Annotated in this window: 17 protein-coding genes; 8 read left to right on the forward strand and 9 right to left on the reverse strand. The window is 72.4% G+C overall.

Annotation, left to right across the window (positions count from 1 at the left end; genetic code table 11):
- Positions 1-23: 23 nt before the first annotated feature.
- Positions 24-1,625 carry an ABC transporter substrate-binding protein gene (locus tag AB0J72_RS25225; protein ID WP_363402625.1) on the reverse strand — a complete coding sequence of 534 codons (1,602 nt, stop codon included), beginning with the start codon at positions 1,623-1,625 and terminating at the stop codon, positions 24-26.
- A 365-nt stretch (positions 1,626-1,990) separates the two neighbouring features.
- On the reverse strand, positions 1,991-2,716 hold the full coding sequence (locus tag AB0J72_RS25230; protein ID WP_363402627.1) for a FadR/GntR family transcriptional regulator: 726 nt from the start codon (positions 2,714-2,716) through the stop codon (positions 1,991-1,993).
- A gap of 165 nt (positions 2,717-2,881) precedes the next feature.
- Between AB0J72_RS25230 and AB0J72_RS25235 the strand changes: the two genes are divergently transcribed.
- Positions 2,882-3,625 (forward strand): FCD domain-containing protein, encoded by a 744-nt coding sequence (locus tag AB0J72_RS25235; RefSeq protein WP_363402629.1) that lies wholly within the window; start codon positions 2,882-2,884, stop codon positions 3,623-3,625.
- Between the two features lie 144 nt (positions 3,626-3,769).
- On the forward strand, positions 3,770-5,521 hold the full coding sequence (locus AB0J72_RS25240; RefSeq protein ID WP_363402631.1) for an exo-alpha-sialidase: 1,752 nt from the start codon (positions 3,770-3,772) through the stop codon (positions 5,519-5,521).
- Between the two features lie 71 nt (positions 5,522-5,592).
- On the opposite strand, the gene AB0J72_RS25245 is transcribed toward AB0J72_RS25240, so the two are convergent.
- The 6 genes from AB0J72_RS25245 to AB0J72_RS25270 form a co-directional block, all read right to left on the reverse strand.
- Complete coding sequence (locus tag AB0J72_RS25245) at positions 5,593-6,213, reverse strand: dihydrofolate reductase family protein (RefSeq protein WP_363402633.1); 621 nt, start codon at positions 6,211-6,213, stop codon at positions 5,593-5,595.
- A complete protein-coding gene (locus AB0J72_RS25250; RefSeq protein WP_363402635.1) occupies positions 6,213-6,704 on the reverse strand; it encodes an SRPBCC family protein in 492 nt (163 codons plus the stop codon). The genes AB0J72_RS25245 and AB0J72_RS25250 overlap by 1 nt, the downstream gene beginning before the upstream one ends.
- A gap of 3 nt (positions 6,705-6,707) precedes the next feature.
- The gene (locus AB0J72_RS25255) at positions 6,708-7,049 is read right to left on the reverse strand and encodes a metalloregulator ArsR/SmtB family transcription factor (protein WP_344500278.1); all 342 of its coding nucleotides are present in this window, start codon (positions 7,047-7,049) and stop codon (positions 6,708-6,710) included.
- An 81-nt stretch (positions 7,050-7,130) separates the two neighbouring features.
- Complete coding sequence (locus tag AB0J72_RS25260; protein ID WP_363402638.1) at positions 7,131-8,204, reverse strand: hypothetical protein; 1,074 nt, start codon at positions 8,202-8,204, stop codon at positions 7,131-7,133.
- Positions 8,201-8,710, reverse strand: a complete 510-nt coding sequence (locus tag AB0J72_RS25265) for a SigE family RNA polymerase sigma factor (protein WP_363402640.1) — start codon at positions 8,708-8,710, stop codon at positions 8,201-8,203. Before AB0J72_RS25265 ends, AB0J72_RS25260 begins: the two co-directional genes overlap by 4 nt.
- 191 nt (positions 8,711-8,901) lie before the next feature.
- Positions 8,902-9,453, reverse strand: coding sequence for a hypothetical protein (locus AB0J72_RS25270; RefSeq protein ID WP_363402642.1), 552 nt, complete (start codon positions 9,451-9,453; stop codon positions 8,902-8,904).
- An 85-nt stretch (positions 9,454-9,538) separates the two neighbouring features.
- On the opposite strand from AB0J72_RS25270, the gene AB0J72_RS25275 reads away from it, so the two are divergent.
- Entirely contained in the window at positions 9,539-9,988 is a 450-nt protein-coding gene (locus AB0J72_RS25275; RefSeq protein ID WP_363402644.1) for an NUDIX domain-containing protein, read from the forward strand.
- A gap of 146 nt (positions 9,989-10,134) precedes the next feature.
- Positions 10,135-12,453: an EAL domain-containing protein gene (locus tag AB0J72_RS25280; RefSeq protein ID WP_363402646.1), complete on the forward strand. Its 2,319-nt coding sequence runs from the start codon at positions 10,135-10,137 to the stop codon at positions 12,451-12,453.
- 17 nt (positions 12,454-12,470) lie between these two features.
- On the opposite strand, the gene AB0J72_RS25285 is transcribed toward AB0J72_RS25280, so the two are convergent.
- Positions 12,471-13,394, reverse strand: a complete 924-nt coding sequence (locus tag AB0J72_RS25285; protein ID WP_363402648.1) for a ThuA domain-containing protein — start codon at positions 13,392-13,394, stop codon at positions 12,471-12,473.
- A gap of 188 nt (positions 13,395-13,582) precedes the next feature.
- Here AB0J72_RS25285 and AB0J72_RS25290 point away from each other — a divergent pair, with 188 nt between their 5' ends.
- Genes AB0J72_RS25290 through AB0J72_RS25305 form a run of 4 tightly spaced genes read left to right on the forward strand, consistent with a single transcriptional unit; the run spans position 13,583 to position 18,795 of the window.
- The gene (locus AB0J72_RS25290) at positions 13,583-14,341 is read left to right on the forward strand and encodes an ABC transporter ATP-binding protein (RefSeq protein WP_363402650.1); all 759 of its coding nucleotides are present in this window, start codon (positions 13,583-13,585) and stop codon (positions 14,339-14,341) included.
- Positions 14,338-16,830 (forward strand): ABC transporter permease, encoded by a 2,493-nt coding sequence (locus tag AB0J72_RS25295; RefSeq protein WP_363402652.1) that lies wholly within the window; start codon positions 14,338-14,340, stop codon positions 16,828-16,830. Before AB0J72_RS25290 ends, AB0J72_RS25295 begins: the two co-directional genes overlap by 4 nt.
- A 16-nt stretch (positions 16,831-16,846) precedes the next feature.
- Positions 16,847-18,163, forward strand: a complete 1,317-nt coding sequence (locus AB0J72_RS25300; RefSeq protein WP_363402654.1) for a sensor domain-containing protein — start codon at positions 16,847-16,849, stop codon at positions 18,161-18,163.
- A complete protein-coding gene (locus AB0J72_RS25305) occupies positions 18,151-18,795 on the forward strand; it encodes a response regulator transcription factor (protein ID WP_363402656.1) in 645 nt (214 codons plus the stop codon). Before AB0J72_RS25300 ends, AB0J72_RS25305 begins: the two co-directional genes overlap by 13 nt.
- Position 18,796: the final 1 nt, after the last annotated feature.

Here is an 18,796-nt window from a genome sequence, read left to right on the forward strand (position 1 = left end):
CTCAAACCTCAGGGGGCGAGGCTTCACGCCCGCGACGCGTTGAGGAAGTACAGGCCGGTGGTCGACGCGCCCTGGAAGTTCTTGAGCTTCTTCGGGTCGTGCGCGGTCACCATCTTGACGTGGAACACCGGGTACAGCGGGACCTCGTCGGCGATGATGTCCAGCGCCTGCTTCCAGATCGCCTTCTGCTCGGCGCCGGAGGCCTTCGCGGCCGACTCGATGAGCTGCGCGCACTGCTTGGCCTGCTCGTTGGTCCAGCGGTGCCGGTCCTTGGTCCACGTCTGGTTGAGGTAGAACCAGCGCAGCAGCAGGTCCACGTCCGGGCCGAAGGTCGTCGGGTCGCCGGAGGCGGCGAGGACCCGGAAGTTCGGGCCCGGCACGACGGTGCCGTAGATCGCCGAGGACGGCATGGTGTTGAGCGTGGCGTTCACCCCGATCGCCTTCCAGGCGTCGATGACGATCGGGGCGCTGTCCTTGATGAACGCCGCGTCGGTGGTGTGCAGCTCGAACGACAGGTTGCTCGCGCCCGCCGCGGCGAGGAGGCTCTTGGCCTTGTCCGGGTCGTAGTTGTAGACGGTGCCGGCCTGCTGGTAGCCGGCGTTGCCCGCGTCGAGGTAGCTCGTCGCCGCCGTGCCGTAGCCCTGGAGCGCGGTCTTGATGACCTTGTCCTTGTCGATGGCGTAGTGCAGCGCCTGGCGCACCCGCTTGTCGCTGAAGGGCGCGGCCGTGCAGTTGAACATCAGGAACATGTGGTTGAAGGCCTGCTTCTCCTCGACCTTGCGGTCGCCGCCGCTGAGCGCCTTGACGTCGAGGTAGGGCACGGCCTCGATCGCCTGGGAGGAGCCGCCCCGCAGGTCGTTGAGCCGGGCGGTGCCGTCCGAGCTGGTCCGCAGCGTGATCTTCTCGACCTTCGCCGGGCGTGAGCCGTTGTAGGCGGCGTTGATGCCCATCACGACGCCGGCGGTGGCGTTGGCGCTGACCACGGTGAACGGGCCCGAGCCGGTCGGTGCGGTGTCGAACGCCTTGGACGCCGCGGCGTCGCCGGTCTTCGCCTTCGGCACGATCTTGATGACCGCGATCCGCTGCGGGAACAGGCTGAACGGGTGCTTGAGGGTGAACTCCGCGGTGCGCGGGTCCTTGGCGGTGACCTTGTCGAGGAAGGTGATGAAGCCCGCCATGAGCGCCTTGTTGGCCGGGTCCATCGCCCGCTGGAACGACCACGCCACGTCCTCGGCGGTCACCGGCGTGCCGTCGGAGAACTTCGCGCCCTCGCGCAGGGTCACCGTCCAGGTCAGGCCGTCGGCGCTGGGCGTCGGCTGCGCGCCCGCCAGGGCCAGGTACGGCTCCCGCGTGATCGGGTCGAGGTCGATCAGCGCCTCGAAGACGTGCTGGTTCACCGCCGTGGCCACCGCGCTGGAGGCGTTCATCGGATCGAACGCGCTGGACAGGGTGAAGGCGAGCGTGGCCTCGATCGTCTTGCCGGCCGGGCCGCCGCCGGCGCCGCTCGTGGTGTCTTCGCCGTCACCGCAGGCGCCGAGGCCGGCGGTGATGGCGGTCGCCGCGCCGAGGACTCCCGTGTACCGCAGAAGGTCGCGCCGGGACACGCCTTCGAAGCTGTTCTTCATGCCCACTCCCGAGGTTGTAAGACATCGTATGTCTGATCAATGTGAGCGGTACGCTAGAAGCCTGCCAGGGCTGAGTCAAGGCCGCGGCGAGAACCATCTGTAACGGATGCGCAACATCGATTCCGGCGGCCCGCCGTGCCGACACGCTCCGCCCAAGGAACCCGACGGTCGCCGACGAAGACGTGACATGCCTGGTGGCAGCGTGCATCACCGGCCGCGCGCCGATCCGCCCGCAGCCGTGACAGGACAGCGCGACGCACCCACCGGACGGCGGCACACATCACGCTGCGTATTCATTCTCTCGGACCCTAGCGCGCACCGAGACCGCCACAGACCACTGGAGTCCGGGGCGACGTCCGCAGCGGTCAGCCCGGGTCGGCGGCGGCGATCCGCCGGCGGACCGGCGCATAGTGCTGCACTACGGCGGCGGCGAACGCGTCCACGTCACGCCGGCGGGCGGCCTCCACCATGGCCCGGTGCGCGGCCATGGCCTCGGCGTCCTCCTGCGGGCTGGACATGCCCAGATACGGCGCGACGATGGCGTGCACGTCCCAGAAGGCGGTGGTGAGCTGGCTGACGAGCTGGTTGTCCAACGGCTCCATGAGCAGCCGGTGGAAGTGGCGGTCGGCCTCGATCTGCGGCGCGCTGCCGGGCGCGCACCGCTCCAGCTCCGACGCCGCACGCTCGAGGCTGGCCACGTGCGCCTCGTCGAGCCGCTCGATGATCCGCCCGGCCATGCCCTCCTCGAACAGCTGGCGGACCTCCACCAGGTCCAGCAGCGCCCGCACATCGTCCCCGGGGCTGAGCAGGCCGCGGAATGCCAGGCTCTCCACCAGCGACGACAGCGACAGCCGCCCGACGAAGGTGCCCGAGCCGTGCCGTACCTCGACGATGTCCAGCGCCGCGAGGGTCTTGATCGCCTCCCGCAGGCTGGACCGGCTCGCGTTGAGCGCCTCGCACAGCTCGGCCTCGGTCGGCAGCGAGTCGCCGGGTCTGAGCCGGTTGTCGATGATGTACGTCTTGATGCGGTCCGTCACCGCCTGCCGCAGCGGCGTGCGGTCCGGACGGACCGGTTTGATGTCCGTGCGCATGAGAGTTGACCCTCCCTGAACTCGTACCCGAGGGCACCACTGTCATGACATCAGACATCATACGCCTGACATTCCGCTAGCCCTCGCCGGACAGCAACGGATGTCTGATGTCGGATGCTTTGTTAGCATGGCCAGCACTTCTGGCAGCGGACGATCGGAAACGCCATGCGCACGGACATCAAGCCGGTACGGGCCAACCGCGCGCTGCTGCGGCACGCGGTCACCGAGCAGATCAAGACGTACATCATCGAGAACCGCCTGAAGCCCGGCGACTCCCTGCCCACCGAGGCCGAGCTGTGCGAGGCGCTCAACGCGAGCCGGTCCAGCCTGCGGGAGGCGATCAAGACGCTCGCCGCGCTGGACATCGTCGAGGTGCGGCACGGCTTCGGCATGTTCGTGGGCCGGCTGTCGTTGTCGTCGCTGGTGGAGAGCCTCACGTTCCGCGGCCTGCTCAGCCCCGAGGACGACTTCCAGGTCCTGCTCGACCTCATCGAGGTGCGCCAGCTCTTCGAGCAGGGCATGGCCGGAAGGATCATCGAGCGGCTCGACGACGGGCAGCTGGCCGAGCTCGACGGCCTGGTCGACCAGCTCGAGGCGGGCGGCGCCGGCGAGTCGCTCGTGGACACCGACCGCGCGTTTCACGACCTGCTCATGCAGCCCCTGGGGAACCAGCTGATCACCCAGCTCAACGGTGCGTTCTGGGACGTCTACACGATCGTCGCGCCGTACCTGGGCATCGCCAACCGCGAGGAGAAGGCCGACACCGTCGCGGCACACCGGGCCATGGTCGAGGCGGTCCGCCAGCGCGACGCGGCGGCGTTCGCCGCCGCCGTGGTGGCGCACTACGCCCCGGTCCGCCAGCGGATCGCCGCCGCCACCCGGTCCGCGGCGGAGCCTGCCCGCGACTGAGTCACCACCGATCTCGAAAGGGCCGCCGGGCACGTCCGGCGGCCCTTCGGCGTCTTGACGGTGCATCCACACCACCCTATGGTCATCGGACATCGTACGTCCGATGACATCAACCCCCGTGGTCATGCATCCGAAGGAGCCGATGTGCCACATCCGAGAGGTTTGATCCGAGCCGCGACCGCGCTCGCCGCGGCGCTCACCTTCACCGCCGTGCTGCCGGCCGCCTCCGCCCAGGCCGCCGCCCCCGCCGGCGTCATCGCGGTGGCCGGCGCCGACTGCGCCGCCAGCCGGTTGACGCTGAACCTCGTCAACACCAGCACCGCCGCGCAGACGTACACGGTCACCTGGCCGGGGCGTTCCGGCTCGCCGTGGACGCGCACGGTCCCCGCCGGTGGTTCCTTCCTGCACTACTGGACCCTCGCCCCGGGCACCGCGTACAACCTGCGCACCACCACCCCGACCGGGCTGGACACCACGGCCGCCGGGATCTTCCACTGCGGCACCGGCATGTCCGCGCTGACCAGCATGGACTGCACCGCCGGCCGGCTGCAGCTCACGCTGGAGAACCGGACGGGCGCCGCGACGACGTTCACCACCACGTGGCCGGGCCGGTCCGGCTCCCCGTGGACCACGACGGTGGCGGCGGGCGGCAACGCGCAGCTGTACTGGACCGTCCCGGCGGGCACCGCGTACACGCTGCGCACCACCGCGACCGGATTCGACCTGACGAACCAGGGCACCGCCACCTGCGGCCTGGCCGACGGCACCCCCAAGATGAACGCCGTCACGGTGCTGACGACGCAGAGCGTGATCCGCGGGCTCAACGGACCGAGCGGCGCCTACGACGGCACCGTGGCCTCCGTCCGGATCCCCGGCATGGCCGTGACGAACAACGGCACCGTGATCGCCGTCGCCGACGCCCGCGTCAACGGCAGCTACGACCTCGGCGGCGGCGACAACAACATCCAGATCGCCATGATGCGCAGCACCGACGGCGGCGCCAGCTTCGAACAGCCGCGCATCATCCACCACGCGGCCACCGTCACCGAGGGTGTCGGCGACCCCAGCGTGCTGGTCGACCGCACCACCGGAGCCGTCTACGTCTTCTTCACCTACTCCCCCAGGCCCGGCATCAGCTACTGGTCGGCCGGCTCGGGCGTCAACACCGCCACCGATCCCGACAGCCTGCACCTGCGCTACATCAAGAGCACCGACCACGGCGCGACCTGGGGCGCCCCCGTCGAGCTCAACCCGCAGGCGAAGGACCCGGCGTGGAAGCAGGTCTTCTTCTCCTCCGGCCACGGCATCCAGACCAGCTCGGGACGGCTGATCCAGCCCGTCTCCTACCGTGACGCGAACGGCGTCAGCAACGCCGGCAACGTGTACAGCGACGACCACGGCGCGACGTGGCGGCGGGGCGGCTCGGCCGGCGCTGCCATCAACGAGAGCAAGGCCGTCGAACGCGGTACCGGCGCCGTGGTGCAGAACATGCGCCACGACAGCGTCCGCAGCCGCTACTACTCCACGTCCACCGACGGCGGTGTCACCTTCGGTGCCGCGACGGCGAACAGCCTGCTGCCCGACCCGGGCTGCAACGCCGACGAGCTGAGCTACCTGCGCCCCTCCGACGTCGGGTCGAACGGCGCGCCGGCCCGCACGAGCACCGTGCTGTTCAGCAACAACGCGAGCTCGAGCGCCCGCAACAACCTCACCGTGCGGCTGTCCACCGACAACGGGGCGACGTGGCCGACCCGGGCGCTGCTCAAGCCCGGCGCCGCCGGCTACTCCACGATGGCGGTGCTGGCGGACGGGCAGGTCGCGGACCTGTACGAGATCGGCAACACCGGCGGCATCATCTTCACCCGGTTCTCCCTGGACTGGGTGCGCGGCGCCTGACCGGCCGTCTGACACCGGCGGCGGGCACGTCCGACCTGGACGCGCCCGCCGCGCTGGCCGTGGTGCCCCGGCTACCGCTGGCGCACGGCGTAGGTCAGGTGCGTCACCCTCGGGGAGTGCTCCGAGCGGACCGGCTCCAGGGCCACGCGCGCCGCGTCCACGCCGTCGAACAGGCGGATTCCGGAGCCGAACAGCACGGGCGACAGCGCGATCGAGCACTCGTCGATCAGGCCGGCGTTCACGTACTGCAGGATCGTCTCGGCGCCGCCGGCGATGCGGACGTCGCGGTCGCCGGCGGCCACGCGGGCCTGGTCGAGCGCGGACTCGATGCCGTCGTTGACGAAGTGGAACGTGGTCCCGCCCGGCCGCTCCCAGGGGTCACGCTTCTCGTGCGTCACGACGAAGACCGGCGTGTGGAACGGCGCCTCCTCCGGCCACATCTGCTCGCCGGCGTCGAACATGCGCTTGCCCATCACGCTCACGCCGGTGCGCTCGAACGTCTCCCGCACGATGTCGTTGTCGCGCCCTTCCTCGCCGCCCCCGCCCAGGTGGAGGTTCTCCCGGAAGAACCGCTGCGGGAAGATCCACCGCTGCAGCTCCATCCACTGCCGCCCCATCAGCTCCCCGGCGGACGCGGGCGCGATGAACCCGTCCAGCGACATCGACACGCTGAAGAACACCTTCCCGGCCATCAGCTCTCGGCTCCCGTCCGGACGAGCTCGGTGACGTAGGCAGCCAGGTTGCCCAGGGTCTGCCGTCCGCCCTCGATCGCGTGGTACTTCTCGACCGCCTCGTCGCGCAGTTCCTTCGTGGGGAACACCGTGCGCATCTCGATCCGGGTCGCCGCGCCGTCCGGCTCGAACGTCAGGACCGACTCGAAGGCGTTCGGGTCGTCGCGGGACTCGCCGTGCAGCATCGCGATCCGCTCGGGCGGGACGATCCCGGTCCAGGTGATCCACTCGGAGTAGTCGGTCCCGTCCGGCCCGCGCATCACGAAGTCCCAGACCCCGCCCTCGCGGAAGTCGAAGGACCGCGTGGAGGTGGTGAACCCGTCCGGACCCCACCACCGCGACAGGTGCCGGACCTCTGTGAACGCCTCGAACACCAGCTCCCGCGGTGCGTCGATGATCCGGGAGATCACGACCTCCCGGTCGGCCGTCGCATTTTGCCCTGCCACTGCCATCGATCAATCCCCTTGCCGTGTCTGCTTGAGCTCCTGCACGTAGGTGTCCAGCCGGTCGAAGCTCTCGTTCCAGAACTGCTCGAACCCGCCGACCCACTCGTGGATCGGCCGCAGCCCGCGGGCGTCCAGGCCGTAGAGGCGCTGCTTGCCCACCTCGCGGACCCGCACCAGCCCCACCTCCCGGAGCACCCGCAGGTGCTTGGACGCCCCCGGCTGGCTCATCCCCAGCTCCCGGGCCAGGTCGGTCACCGGCCGCTCACCCGCCCGCAGCAGCGCCAGGATGTCCCGGCGCTGCGGCTCGGCGATCGCGTTGAACGTGTCCGACGTCGTCGCTGCTCGTGCCACGCCGGTAATCATATTCCGATAACGGCATGCGTCAAGCCGACTGCTGCCCTGCCCGGCCGAGGCAGGGCAGGGCAGCAGGGGTCAGGGGCGGCCGAGCACCAGGGAGGTGGCCTCGTCCGGGACCACGTCGGCGGGCAGCGGCGTGATGCGGCGGACCGCGCCGTCGAGGCCGAGCAGGACCACACCGTCGGGGCGGGCCACGGCCAGTTCGTCCGCGCCCGTCCAGTACACCGTGCGCGCGTCATCCTGCAGGGTGAGCACGGGCTGCCGGGTCGACAGGTCGATCACGGCGGCCTGCCGACCCTGGGCAGCGACGACGAACCTGCCGTCAGGCGACCACGAACGGCGGCCCGGGACCGCGCCCGGCACGGTGTCGCCGACGCGCGTGCCGGTCGCCACCGAGTACACGGCTGTGCCGTCGTCAATGAGCTTCTGGGTCAGCTCGGTGCCGTTGGATCGCCAGCCGGGCGCGCACTGCTCCAGGCACACGATGTTGGGGCCGACGTTCCTCGCGGTGGCCGCGGCGACGTCGGCGACCGCCATCTGAATGCTGTCCGGTTCGGTGCCGTTCGTCGCGTACACCAGCTGCGTGCCGTCCGGGGACCAGTCCGGTGTGGCGCTGACGATCTTCGGCCCGGTGACCCAGCGGACCTTGCCGGTGCCGACGTTCAGAATGCCCACGTTCTGGCCGTTGACCACGGCGGCGAGGTCGCCCGACGGTGCCGGACGGACGTTGCCGTACTGGACGGTGCGGTAGCTGCCCTTGCTCCGGTTCAGGACCAGGGTGCCGTTGTGCACCGGCGCGGCCACGATGACAAGACCACCGCCGACGTCCACCGGTCCGGCCGAGAACGCCGGTGTCGGGCCCGGCGTGGGCGGGGCGCTGGGGGTCGCCGGCCTGGTCGTCGGCTGCGCCGGCGCCGAACTGGCGACCGCGCCGGGCGTGATCGGTGCCGCCGTGTCGTCGGGCAGCACGGCGTAGGGGATCGCGAGCGCGCCGACCGCCGCCACCCCGGCAATCCCGACCAGCGCGCGGCGCCGCCACAGCAGCCGCCGGTACCGGCGCACCGCCGGTCCGGCGAGGTCGACCGGCTTGGCCTCGTCCACCAGATCCTCGAGCGCACCCCGCAGCGCGGTGTCGAATGGGCTGTTCACAGCGGTACTCCATTCAGGGCCGGGAAACTGGCGGCGGCGCCGCGCAGCTTGGACAGCGCCCGCGACGTCAGGCTGGCGACGGTGCCGGTCGAGCAGCCGAGCAGGTCGGCGACCTGCTGCTCCGTCATGTCGTCGAGGTAGCGCAGCACGATGACCGCCCGTTGCCGCGGGGTCAGCACCCGCAGCGCCTCGCGGAGCACCAGCCGCAGGTCGGAACGCTCGCTCGGGTCGGCGATGACCTCCTCGGGCGGCGTGGCCATCAGCGTCTCGGGCCGGCGGCTGCGGTGCCGCCACCCGGAGACCCAGTCGCGGTACACGATCCGCTTGACGTAAGGCTCGGGTTGGTCGGTGATGCTCGACCATTTCATGAGCGCCTTGGCCAGCGCCCCCTGCAGCAGATCCTCAGCGGTGTGTTGCGCACCGGTCAGCGCGTACGCGAACCGGAACAGCGCGTGACTTCGTTGCTCCACGAACTCGGTGAACTCGTACTTGGTCACTGCATCCACGTAGTGCACCTCCGCCGCTACATACGCCGCGCACCGGCGGAACCTTGCCACTCCCGGCGACAATTTTCCGCCGTGCGGGACGCACACGGCGCTACGACCGCCCGCGGTGGGCGGTCGGCGGCACTCGGGCAGCGCGGTCGGCACCCCGAGCCGACCGGCGGACGCTGCCAGACCGTGACGGCCCGGCGGGGTCAGCCCACGCTGTAGGTCAGCGAGATCGCGTTGTTGGTCTCGTCGTACTCGGTCCACTGGTAGCTGTCGACGTCGATGCCGAACTGGTAGGTGCCCGGCACGGCCGGGGTCTGGAAGTAGTACGTGAACTGGCTGGTCGTGCCCGTCGGGAGGCTCTCGGCGTGGCAGACCACGTGGCCGGCGCCGCTGCCCCACCGGAAGCAGTCGAAGGGCACCCCGCTGTCGTTGGTGAAGAGGATGTCCAGTTCGCCCGGCGCGCGGCGGAGGTGCACGTACACCGGTCCGGAGTCGGGGCCGATCCCCGGGCGCGGCGCGGTGTTCCCGCCGACGCGCCAGCCCGTGTTGGTCACCCGGACCGTGTAGCTGTGGATCACGCCGGCGAGGACGGGTGTCGCCGGGTCGACCGTCGCGGCGACGGTGATGTCCGCGTAGTACCGGACGCACGTCACACCGGTGCAGGGGGCGGCCACCGCCGGGCCGGCCGGGAGAATCGTCCCCACCAGCACGAGGCCGGCGGGAAGGGCGCGCCACAACCTTGGTAACCAGGACATGACCAGATGCTAAGAATTGATCTTCGTCGAAACCAAGCGAGCGCAGGGAACCCGACAGACCCGCCGGCCACAGGAAGGGACAACCATGACCCAGTTCCCACGCCACTCGGTCAGCGTCGCGGCGGTGGTCACCGACGACGACGGCCGGGTGCTCGTCATCCAGCGACGCGACAACGGCGCATGGGAGATCCCCGGGGGCATCCTGGAGCTGGACGAGACCCCGCAGGCCGGCGTCCGCCGTGAGGTGCTCGAGGAGACCCGGATGGAGATCGAACCGGAGCGGCTGACGGGCATCTACAAGACCGTGACCGTCGGCATCGTCGCGCTCGTCTTCCGGGCCCGTCTCGTCGCGGGCACCCCGGCGGCGACGGAGGAGGCGGCCGCCGTCGACTGGTGGACCGCCGACCAGGTCGCCGCAGGGATGAGCGAGGTGTTCGCCGTGCGCACCCTCGACGCGCTCCGCGCAGACCCCACGCCCGCCGTCCGCAGCCACGACGGCCGGCGGTTCGTCGACCGGCACGACCGGTACACCTGACGAAAAGACGCGCTGTTCCGCTTGGGACCGTCGGGATGAGCCGTTGCCGTCGGGCTGCGATCGCGGTGCGGATGGGGGATCCGCTCAGCGCCGGCCCGCGACCGCCGACGGTGACAGCAGTGCTGTGTGTTCGATCGGAGGCCGCGATGCATGACGGGAAGCTGCTGGTGATGTCACGGCGGCTCCAGCGTCGCGTCCAGAGGGCGGGCGGTTCGACGCTCGCCTCGACCGTGCTGGCGGCGTTCGCCGTGGCCGTCTTCGCCGTCAACCTGTCCGGTCCCCGGACCCCGCTGGTGCTGCTGTGGCTGGCGGGACCCCTGTCGGTGGTGGTGCCGGTGCTCGCCGCGGCGAGGATCACGCGATCGGCCCGGTTCCCCGCACCGACCCGGCGCTTCTGGAAGCACCTGGCCATCTGTGCGGCGCTGGCCGGGGTCGGCGTCGCCTCGAACGCCCGCGACGCGCTCGGCAGCGGCGTCGCCAGCCAGGACCTCTCCCCCGTCACCGTGGCCGCGTACAGCAGCGCCGTGCTGACCCTGCTGTGGGGTCTGTGGCGGTTGCCGCTGGGCACCACCAGCCGTGGCGACCGGATGCGGATCGGCATGGACGCCGGCACGGTGCTGGTGGCGGCGACGGTGTTCATGTGGCATTACCAGGCCCGCCCGCTGCTCGAGGCCGGCAACTACCGGGCGCCGTCGCTGATCGCGGCCAGCTTCACCCTCGTCCTGGAGCTGCTCGCGGTGTTCGCCATCGCGAAGGTCGCGCTCTCCGGGCACATGTTCGTGGCGCGTGGCGCGCTGCACCTGTTCGCCGCGGGCATGGTCGGCGGCGCACTCAGCGGCTTCCTGCAACGGTTCATCGTGGACCAGCCGCACCTGGGGCTGTCGCAGATCACCGTCCCCCTGGTGATGATCTGCGCGACGGCGGCGGCGAAACGGCAATGGCAGGAGCCCACCGCGCCGGGCCAGCGACGCCAGACGGGCACCCGGCCGTCGAGCAACCTCCCCTACCTCGCCGTGGCTGCCGTCGACACGCTGCTGCTGGTCACCATCTTCACCGAAGACGGTGACGAGCGCCTCGCGGCGGTGGCCGCCGTGGCGTTGACCGCGCTGGTGGTGTGGCGGCAGATCACGGTGTTCCGGGAGAACGCCCGCCTGGTCGCCCGCCTGGACCACAACGCGACCCACGACGCGCTCACCCAGCTGCCCAACCGGGCGCTGTTCAACGACCGGCTCGCCGCGGCGCTGTCAGCGACGACCGGGCACGGCGTCAGCGTCGCGCTCGTCGACCTCGACGACTTCAAGACCGTCAACGACACGCTCGGCCACGCGGCCGGCGACGCGCTGCTGCTCGCCGTGGCCCGGCGCCTCGTCGCGGCCGTCCGCCCCGGCGACGTGGTGGCGCGCCTGGGCGGCGACGAGTTCGTGGTGATCCTCGACGACGTCACCCCCGCCGTCGCCGAACAGGTGGCGCAGCGGATGATCGCCGCCCTGGGCGACCCGGTCGTGGCCGACGGGCACGAGCTGCTCGTCCGCGCCAGCATCGGCATCGCCGGCGGCCGGCCCGGCGATGACGCCGGTGAGCTGCTGCGCCGGGCCGACATCGCGATGTACGCCGCCAAGCACGGCGGTGGCAGCAACTGCCTGCCGTACACCGACGGCATGGCCGGTGCGGTGGCCGGCTCGGCCGCGCTCGGCGCCCAGCTGCGCCAGGCCGTCGACAACGGCGAGCTGTTCGTGGAGTACCAGCCGATCGTGTCGCTGGACAACGGCCGGATGACCGGCGTCGAGGCGCTGGTGCGGTGGGCGCACCCGACCCGTGGGACGCTGCCGCCGGCCGAGTTCATCCCGGTCGCCGAGCGGACCGGTCTCATCGTGCCGGTCGGCGATCTGGTGCTGCGCGAGGCGTGCCGGCAGCTGGCCTCCTGGTCGGCCGAGCACGGCCCGCTGGCACCGGCCGCCGTCAACGTCAACGTCTCCGCGCGTCAGCTCGCCGATGCGTCCTTCACCGACCGGGTCGCCGCGGTGCTCACCGACACGGGCCTCGCGCCGCACCGGCTCACCCTCGAGATCACCGAGAGCACCGCCGTGGCGCTGGGCGACGCCGTCACGCACCTGGAGGCGCTGCGCCGGATGGGCGTCCGGGTCGCCCTCGACGACTTCGGCACCGACCAGTCGTCGCTCACGCTGCTGCAGCACCTGCCGGTCGACGAGATCAAGCTCGATCGGTCGTTCGTGCAGCGTGCGGCCCCGGGACGGGCCGGGGCGATGCCGGCCGCGGTGCTGGCCCTGGCCCGGGTGGTCGGGCTGGACGTCGTCGCGGAAGGGATCGAGGTGCCGGAGCAGGCGCAGCGGCTCGCCGCGCTCGGCTACCGGACCGCGCAGGGCTACCACTTCGCCCGCCCGATGTCCGCGGACGCCGTCGACCGGCTGCTGACCGCCGCACCGGTGACCGCCGCCGCGACGTAGCGGACGCTCGCCGTGCCTCAGCCGATGAGGTCGAACTGCTCCCAGGGGCCGATCGCGGTCCGGTTGGCGATCAGCGGCGAGCCGCCACCGTTCTCAGCGGTGACGTACCTGTTGTTGGCCCGGGCCCGCAGGCTGATCACGGTGTTGGTGGGCACCGCGCAGTCCCCGGCGACCGCGCCGGCGGTGGTGAGGATGCCGCCGAGCAGGATGTGCAGGAACGCGGCCTCGGTGTAGCTCTCGGCGGTGTGCCCGAGCGCGGTGTAGAAGGACCGGCCGCCGTCGTAGTTCTGGCACCACGTGGTGGGGTGGTCGCCGCCCATCGTCGAGCCGCTGTAGGACGTGTTGTCGACCGACGTGAGCACGTGCACGGCACCGCGGGGGTTGGTCTGGAAGTCGTACCACTCGTCGGTCCGGGTGAACGACGCGGCCAGCCCCTGCGTCGCCGGGTGCGCGGTGTCCTCGACGACGAGGCGGGCGGCCTGCGGGGCCGGGTGCCCCTTGAAGTAGGCGCCGACGAGCTTGCCGTACCAGGCCCATGCGTAGCCGCTGTCGCTTGCCGCGTGCACCCCGACGAAGCCGCCGCCGCGCTGGATGTACCGCTGGAACGCGTCCTTCCCGGCCTGGGTGGTGACCGGGTCGCCGGTCGTCGACAGGAAGACCACCGTCCGGTACGGGGCGAGACCCGCATCGGTGAAGACCGCGTCGTCCTCGGTGGCGTCGACGGTGAAGTCGTTGGCGGCGCCCAGGTCGCGGATGGCCTGGACACCGGCAGGGATCGAGTCGTGCCGGAACCCGGTCGTCTTGGAGAAGACCAGCACCTTGAACGACGCGTATGCGGGCGCCGCGTGGCCCGGCGCGGCGGTCACCAGCGAGCCGGCCACGGCGCACACGACGGCGAACGCCACCAGCAGGGCACGGCGGACAGCGGATCGGGCGATCATGCGCACTCCTGTGGGGTCGTCACAGACGGGCCCGCCCGCCTCTCGGCGACAACCTACACACGGTTCTCGATCGCCGCTGACCCTCCGCCCGGGCCGGCGCCGCCACGGGCAGGGTAGGGACAGCCCTACCACGAAGACCAGGGCCGGCCGTGTGCCCTGATCGGCGGCGCTCGACAACGCTGAGGTGCATGCGAAACACGGTGGCCGTCGAGCTGTTCGACGTGACGAAGACGTACCCGGGCGCCGGGGTCCGGGCGCTGGACGGGGTGTCGGTGGCATTCAGCGCCGGCACGTTCAACGCGGTGATGGGGCCGTCCGGCTCGGGCAAGTCCACGCTGCTGCAGTGCGCGGCGGGCCTGGACCGGCCGGACTCGGGGCGGGTGCTGCTGGCCGGTCAGGAGATCGGGCGGCTGCGGGAGCCGAAGCTCACCGAGGCCCGGCGGAAGCTGGTCGGGTTCGTCTTCCAGTCGTACAACCTGATCGACTCCCTCTCCGTCTGGCACAACGTGCTGCTCCCCCAGCGGCTCGCCGGGGCGCGGCCGGACCGGGCGTGGGCGCGGGAGGTCGTGCGCCGGGTCGGGCTCGCCGGGCGGGAGGACGACCGCCCCGCACAGTTGTCCGGCGGGCAGCGGCAGCGGGTCGCCCTGGCCAGGGCGCTCGCCGCCCGGCCCGAGGTGATCTTCGCGGACGAGCCGACCGGCGCGCTGGACCTGACGACCGGCCGGGAGGTGCTCGACCTGCTGCGTGAGGCGGTCGACGGCCTGCACACGACGGTCGTCATGGTGACGCACGACCCGGCGGCGGCCGCCCGGGCGGACCGGGTGGTCTTCCTCGCCGACGGCCGGATCGTGACGGAGCTGGCGAACCCGTCGGCGGCGCAGGTCGCCGCCCAGATGACCGCCGTCACCGACCGCAGGGCCACGACCATGACCGGGAGCGCCCGATGATCCGCCTCGCGATCGCCACCCTGCGCCGGCACCGCGGCGCGTACGCCGGCACGTTCGTCGCCGCGCTCCTCGCCGTGGCGCTGCTCGCCGGGGGCGGGCTGCTGCTGTTCTCCGTCCTCACCGCGAAACCCCCGGCGGACCGGTTCGCCGCGACCTCGGCGGTCGTGGCGGGTGAGCGGGAGATCAGCCTGGAGACGGTGACCACCAAGCACAAGAAGGAGGGCAAGACCAAGGTCAAGCGCAAGGTCAAGACCGAGCGGCTGACCGGCGCCGGCACCCTGCCGGTCGACCTCGCCGGCCGGATCGGCGCCGTGCCGGGGGTCACCGGATCCGTTGCCGACTACGCGTTCCCCGTACAGGCGACCACCGGGGACGGTCGCCCGCTGCGGGGCGCCGACGACGCGCCCGTCATCGGGCACGGCTGGGCGTCGGCGGTGCTCACGCCGTACACCATGAAGAACGGCAACAAGCCGGGCGCAGGTGAGGCCGTGATCGACGCGGACCTCGCGGCACGAGGGCACGTCGCGGTCGGCGACGAGCTGCGGGTCACCACCCGGACCGGGGCCCGCACGGTGCGGGTCAGCGGCGTCGCGGCACCCGCCGGCCGGGACGGGCTGCCCGCGCAGGGCGCGCTGTTCCTCGCCGACGCCGACGTCGCCGCCGTGTCGGGGCTGCCCGGGCCGACCGCGGTCGGGATCTTCGGCACCGCGGACCCGGCGCGGATCCGCGCCGCCGCCGGTGCCGCCGACGTCCTCACCGGCGCCGACCGGGTCCGCGCCGACCTGCCCGGCGCGCTGCCGGACTACATCGGCCCGATCTCCATCTTCGGGTTCGTCATCGGCATCACCGCGTTCGCGGCCGTCTTCGTCCTCACCGGCACCGTCACGCTCAGCGTCCGGCAGCGGCTGCGCGAACTGGCGCTGCTGCGGGCGATCGGCGCCACCCCGAAGCAGCTGCGCCGCATCCTCGGCCTGGAGAGCGTCGTCCTCGCCGCCGTCGCCGCGCTGCCCGCCGCCCCGCTCGGCGCGCTCTTCGCCGAGGTCGTCGCCGCCCGGTTCCAGACGCTCGGCGCGGTGCCGGCCCAGTTCGAGGTCCGCGCCAACGTGCCCGTGCTGCTGCTCGCCGCGGCCGCCGGGGTCCTGGTCACGTTCGTCGCGGCGCGGATCGCCGGGCGGCGGGCGGTGCGGATCGCGCCGACCCAGGCCCTCGTGGAGACGGCGACGGCACCGACCGGCGGCCTGGTCGTGCGGGTCCTCGCCGCCCTGGTCGCGACCGCGGGCGCCGTCGCGGTGCTCACGTTCGTGCCGCTGGACGGGCCGTTCGGGATGGGGATGAGCTTCATCTCCTCCGCGCTGCTGCTGTGCGCGGTCGCCGCCGCCGGCCCGCTGCTCGTCCGCGCGCTGACCGCGGTCGTCGCCCGGCCGTTCGGGCTGGCCGGGCTCGTCGCCCGCGCCGAGTACCGCCGGGTCTCCGCCGTCGCCGTCCCGCTCGTGCTCATGTTCGCGATCAACACCGTCATGCTGCTCAACGGCGCCCTGTCGAGCCGGTTGGCCGGGCAGGAGCAGGCGGCCCGCCAGGCGCCCGCCACGGCCCAGGTCGCCGGTGCCGGCGGGCTGCCGCTGGACGCCGTGCGCCGCCTGGCCGCGGTGCCCGGCGTGACCGGAGCCGCCGCGCAGCTGCCGACGCGGGTGATCGTCGCGCAGGGCGGCAAGCCCGAGGACTACCCGGCGCAGGGCCTCCTCGTCACCGGCACCGACGCCGCCCTCGACCTCGGCGTCGTCGCCGGCGCGTACACCGCCGACGGGTTCGCGGCGAGCGAGGCACTCGTCCGGCAGTACAACTGGAAGGTCGGCGACCTCGTCCCGCTGTGGCTTCCGGACGGCCAGCAGCAACAGTTGCGCCTTTCCATGGTGTACGGGCGATCGCGCGGCTTCGGCGACCTCGTGCTACCCGCCGACCTCGTCGCCGCCCACGACCCTCGCGGGCTCGTGCGCACGGCCGGCCTCCGGTACACGCCGGGCACCGACGAACGGATCCGCGCCGAGTTCCCCGGGCTGCGGATCACCCCGACGCTCGACGCCGCGCCACCCGGCGACGCGTCGAACCAGCAGGGTGCCTGGGAGCTCATGGTCGTCATCTCGCTCGGCTTCACCGCGATCGCCGTCGTCAACACGTTCGCGATCGCCGCCACGGCCCGTCGGCGCGAATACGCCGACCTGCGTCTCATCGGGGCGACCACCCCGCAGCTGCACCGGCTCGCCGGCGCCGAGGCCGTCGTCACCGTCCTCGTCGGGCTGCTGCTCGGCGCCGCGGTGACCGGGATCGTGGTCGGGGCGTTCAGCGTCGCCCAGGACGGGATCTTCCGGGTGTTCGTCGAGCCTCTCACGTACGCGGCGATGGCCGGCGGCGTCGCAGCGCTCGGGCTGATCGCCGGGTTCCTGCCCACGCGGCTCATGCTGCGGCGGCGGGCGCTGGCGAGCCGGGTCTGACCCCGTACCATCTGCGATGATGGGCAAGATCATGGGTTCGGTGCGGCCGCTGGCGTACCTGGCCACCGGGCCGGTCGCCGGGGTGATCGGGTTCGTCTGGAGCATCGCCGCCACCGTGGTCGTCACGCTGCTGGCCGTCACCCAGCTCGGCGGGCCCGCGTTCCTCGGCGCGGCCTGGGTCACCCGCGGGTTGGCTGCTGTGGAGCGGCGCCGGGCGGGCTGGGTGCTCGGCGCGCCGGTCGCCGCGCCGTACGTGCCGGTGACCGGCGGCTGGCGCCCCCGGGTCGGCGGCGTCGCCGCCCAGCCGGCCACCTGGCGGGACCTCGCCTGGCTCGTGGTGCTCTTCCCGCTCGGCCTGGCCTGCGGCGTCGCCGGCCTCGTCGTCGCGATCGTCGACCTCGGCTCGATCGTCGCGCCGCTGTGGGCGTGGGCGGTACCGAACCCGCACGCGCCGTGGCCGATGAAGCCGCTCATGACGACCGTCCCGGGCCGGTTCGGGCTCACCGTGCTCGGGCTGGCGCTGCTTCCGGTCGCCGCCTGGTTCGTCCGTACCCTCGCGACCGGCCTGGCCCGGCTGGCCGCGGCGCTGCTCGCGCCGGGCGAGCACCGCCGGCTCGTCGAGCGGGCCGCACGCCTCGCCGAGACCCGCCGCCGGGTCGTCGACGCGCAGGCCGCCGAGCTGCGCCGCATCGAACGCGACCTGCACGACGGTGCGCAGGCCCGCATCGTCGCCGCCGGGATGACCCTCGCCCTCGCCGCCCGCAAGCTGCGCACCGACGGCGACGCCGCGCCCGACGTGGCCCTCGCCCGCCGCCAGCTCGACGACGCCCTGGCCGAGCTGCGCCGCCTCGTGCGCGGCATCCACCCGCCGATCCTCACCGACCGGGGCCTGCATGCCGCGCTCGCCGCCCTCGCCGGCGACAGCCCGTTCCCTGTCTCGCTGACCGGCTCGTTGACCGGCTCGTTGACCGGCTCGTTGACCGGCTCGCTGACCGGCTCGTTGGGCGGCTCGTTGGGCGGCTCGCTGACCGGCTCGCTGAGTGACGAGCGCTACCCGGCCGCGGTCGAGTCCGCCGCCTACTTCGTCGTCGCCGAAGGCCTCACCAACGCCGCCAAACACGCGTCGGCGTCCACCGGAGCCGTCGACATCCGGCGTACCGGCGACACGGTGCACGTCACGGTCACCGACGACGGCCGCGGCGGCGCCGACCCCAACGGCGCGGGCATCGACGGCCTGCGCCGCCGCGTCGAGGCCCTCGACGGCACCCTCACCCTGTCCAGCCCGCCCGGCGGGCCCACCGTCCTGCACGCGGAGCTGCCATGCGCATCGTGATCGCCGAAGACCTCCTGCTCCTGCGCGACGGCATGATCCGGCTGCTCACCGACACCGGCCACACCGTCGTCGCCGCCGTCGACACCGCCGACGCCCTCGTCACCGCCGTCTCGGAACACCGTCCGGACCTGTCGATCGTCGACGTCCGCCTGCCACCCGGCTTCCGCGACGAAGGCCTCCGCGCGGCGCTGCGACTCCGCTCCGCCGACCCGTCCGCGAAGGTCCTCATCGTGTCGCAGTACGTCGAACGCGCCTACGCCGCCGACCTGCTCGCCGACGGCCGCGGCGGCGTCGGCTACCTGCTCAAGGACCGCGTCACCGACCTCGACGAGTTCCTCGACGCCGTAGAACGCGTCGCCGCCGGCGGCACCGCCCTGGATCCCGAGGTCGTCCGCCAGCTCTTCACCCGCAACGCCCGCAACCACGGCGTGGAAGGCCTCACCCCACGCGAACGCGAAGTCCTGCACCTCATGGCCCAGGGCCTGTCCAACACCGCGATCTGCGCGACCCTGGTCCTGGCCCCGGTCTCGGTCGAGAAGCACATCACGAACATCTTCGCCAAACTCGACCTGCCACCCGCCGACGACGCCCACCGCCGGGTCCGCGCCGTCCTCACGTACCTCAACAGCTGAC

It is taken from the genome of Dactylosporangium sp. NPDC049742 (assembly GCF_040674675.1).
Taxonomy (GTDB): Bacteria; Actinomycetota; Actinomycetes; order Mycobacteriales; family Micromonosporaceae; genus Dactylosporangium; species Dactylosporangium maewongense.

Coding starts and splice junctions, on each gene's coding strand:
- AB0J72_RS25295 (WP_363402652.1), top strand. CDS start 14,338: ATGATCCGCCTCGCGATCGCCACCCTGCGCCGGCACCGCGGCGCGTAC.
- AB0J72_RS25305 (WP_363402656.1), top strand. CDS start 18,151: ATGCGCATCGTGATCGCCGAAGACCTCCTGCTCCTGCGCGACGGCATG.
- AB0J72_RS25275 (WP_363402644.1), top strand. CDS start 9,539: ATGACCCAGTTCCCACGCCACTCGGTCAGCGTCGCGGCGGTGGTCACC.
- AB0J72_RS25225 (WP_363402625.1), bottom strand. CDS start 1,625: ATGAAGAACAGCTTCGAAGGCGTGTCCCGGCGCGACCTTCTGCGGTAC.
- AB0J72_RS25285 (WP_363402648.1), bottom strand. CDS start 13,394: ATGATCGCCCGATCCGCTGTCCGCCGTGCCCTGCTGGTGGCGTTCGCC.
- AB0J72_RS25280 (WP_363402646.1), top strand. CDS start 10,135: ATGCATGACGGGAAGCTGCTGGTGATGTCACGGCGGCTCCAGCGTCGC.
- AB0J72_RS25270 (WP_363402642.1), bottom strand. CDS start 9,453: ATGTCCTGGTTACCAAGGTTGTGGCGCGCCCTTCCCGCCGGCCTCGTG.
- AB0J72_RS25290 (WP_363402650.1), top strand. CDS start 13,583: ATGCGAAACACGGTGGCCGTCGAGCTGTTCGACGTGACGAAGACGTAC.
- AB0J72_RS25235 (WP_363402629.1), top strand. CDS start 2,882: ATGCGCACGGACATCAAGCCGGTACGGGCCAACCGCGCGCTGCTGCGG.
- AB0J72_RS25250 (WP_363402635.1), bottom strand. CDS start 6,704: ATGGCAGTGGCAGGGCAAAATGCGACGGCCGACCGGGAGGTCGTGATC.
- AB0J72_RS25230 (WP_363402627.1), bottom strand. CDS start 2,716: ATGCGCACGGACATCAAACCGGTCCGTCCGGACCGCACGCCGCTGCGG.
- AB0J72_RS25245 (WP_363402633.1), bottom strand. CDS start 6,213: ATGGCCGGGAAGGTGTTCTTCAGCGTGTCGATGTCGCTGGACGGGTTC.
- AB0J72_RS25300 (WP_363402654.1), top strand. CDS start 16,847: ATGATGGGCAAGATCATGGGTTCGGTGCGGCCGCTGGCGTACCTGGCC.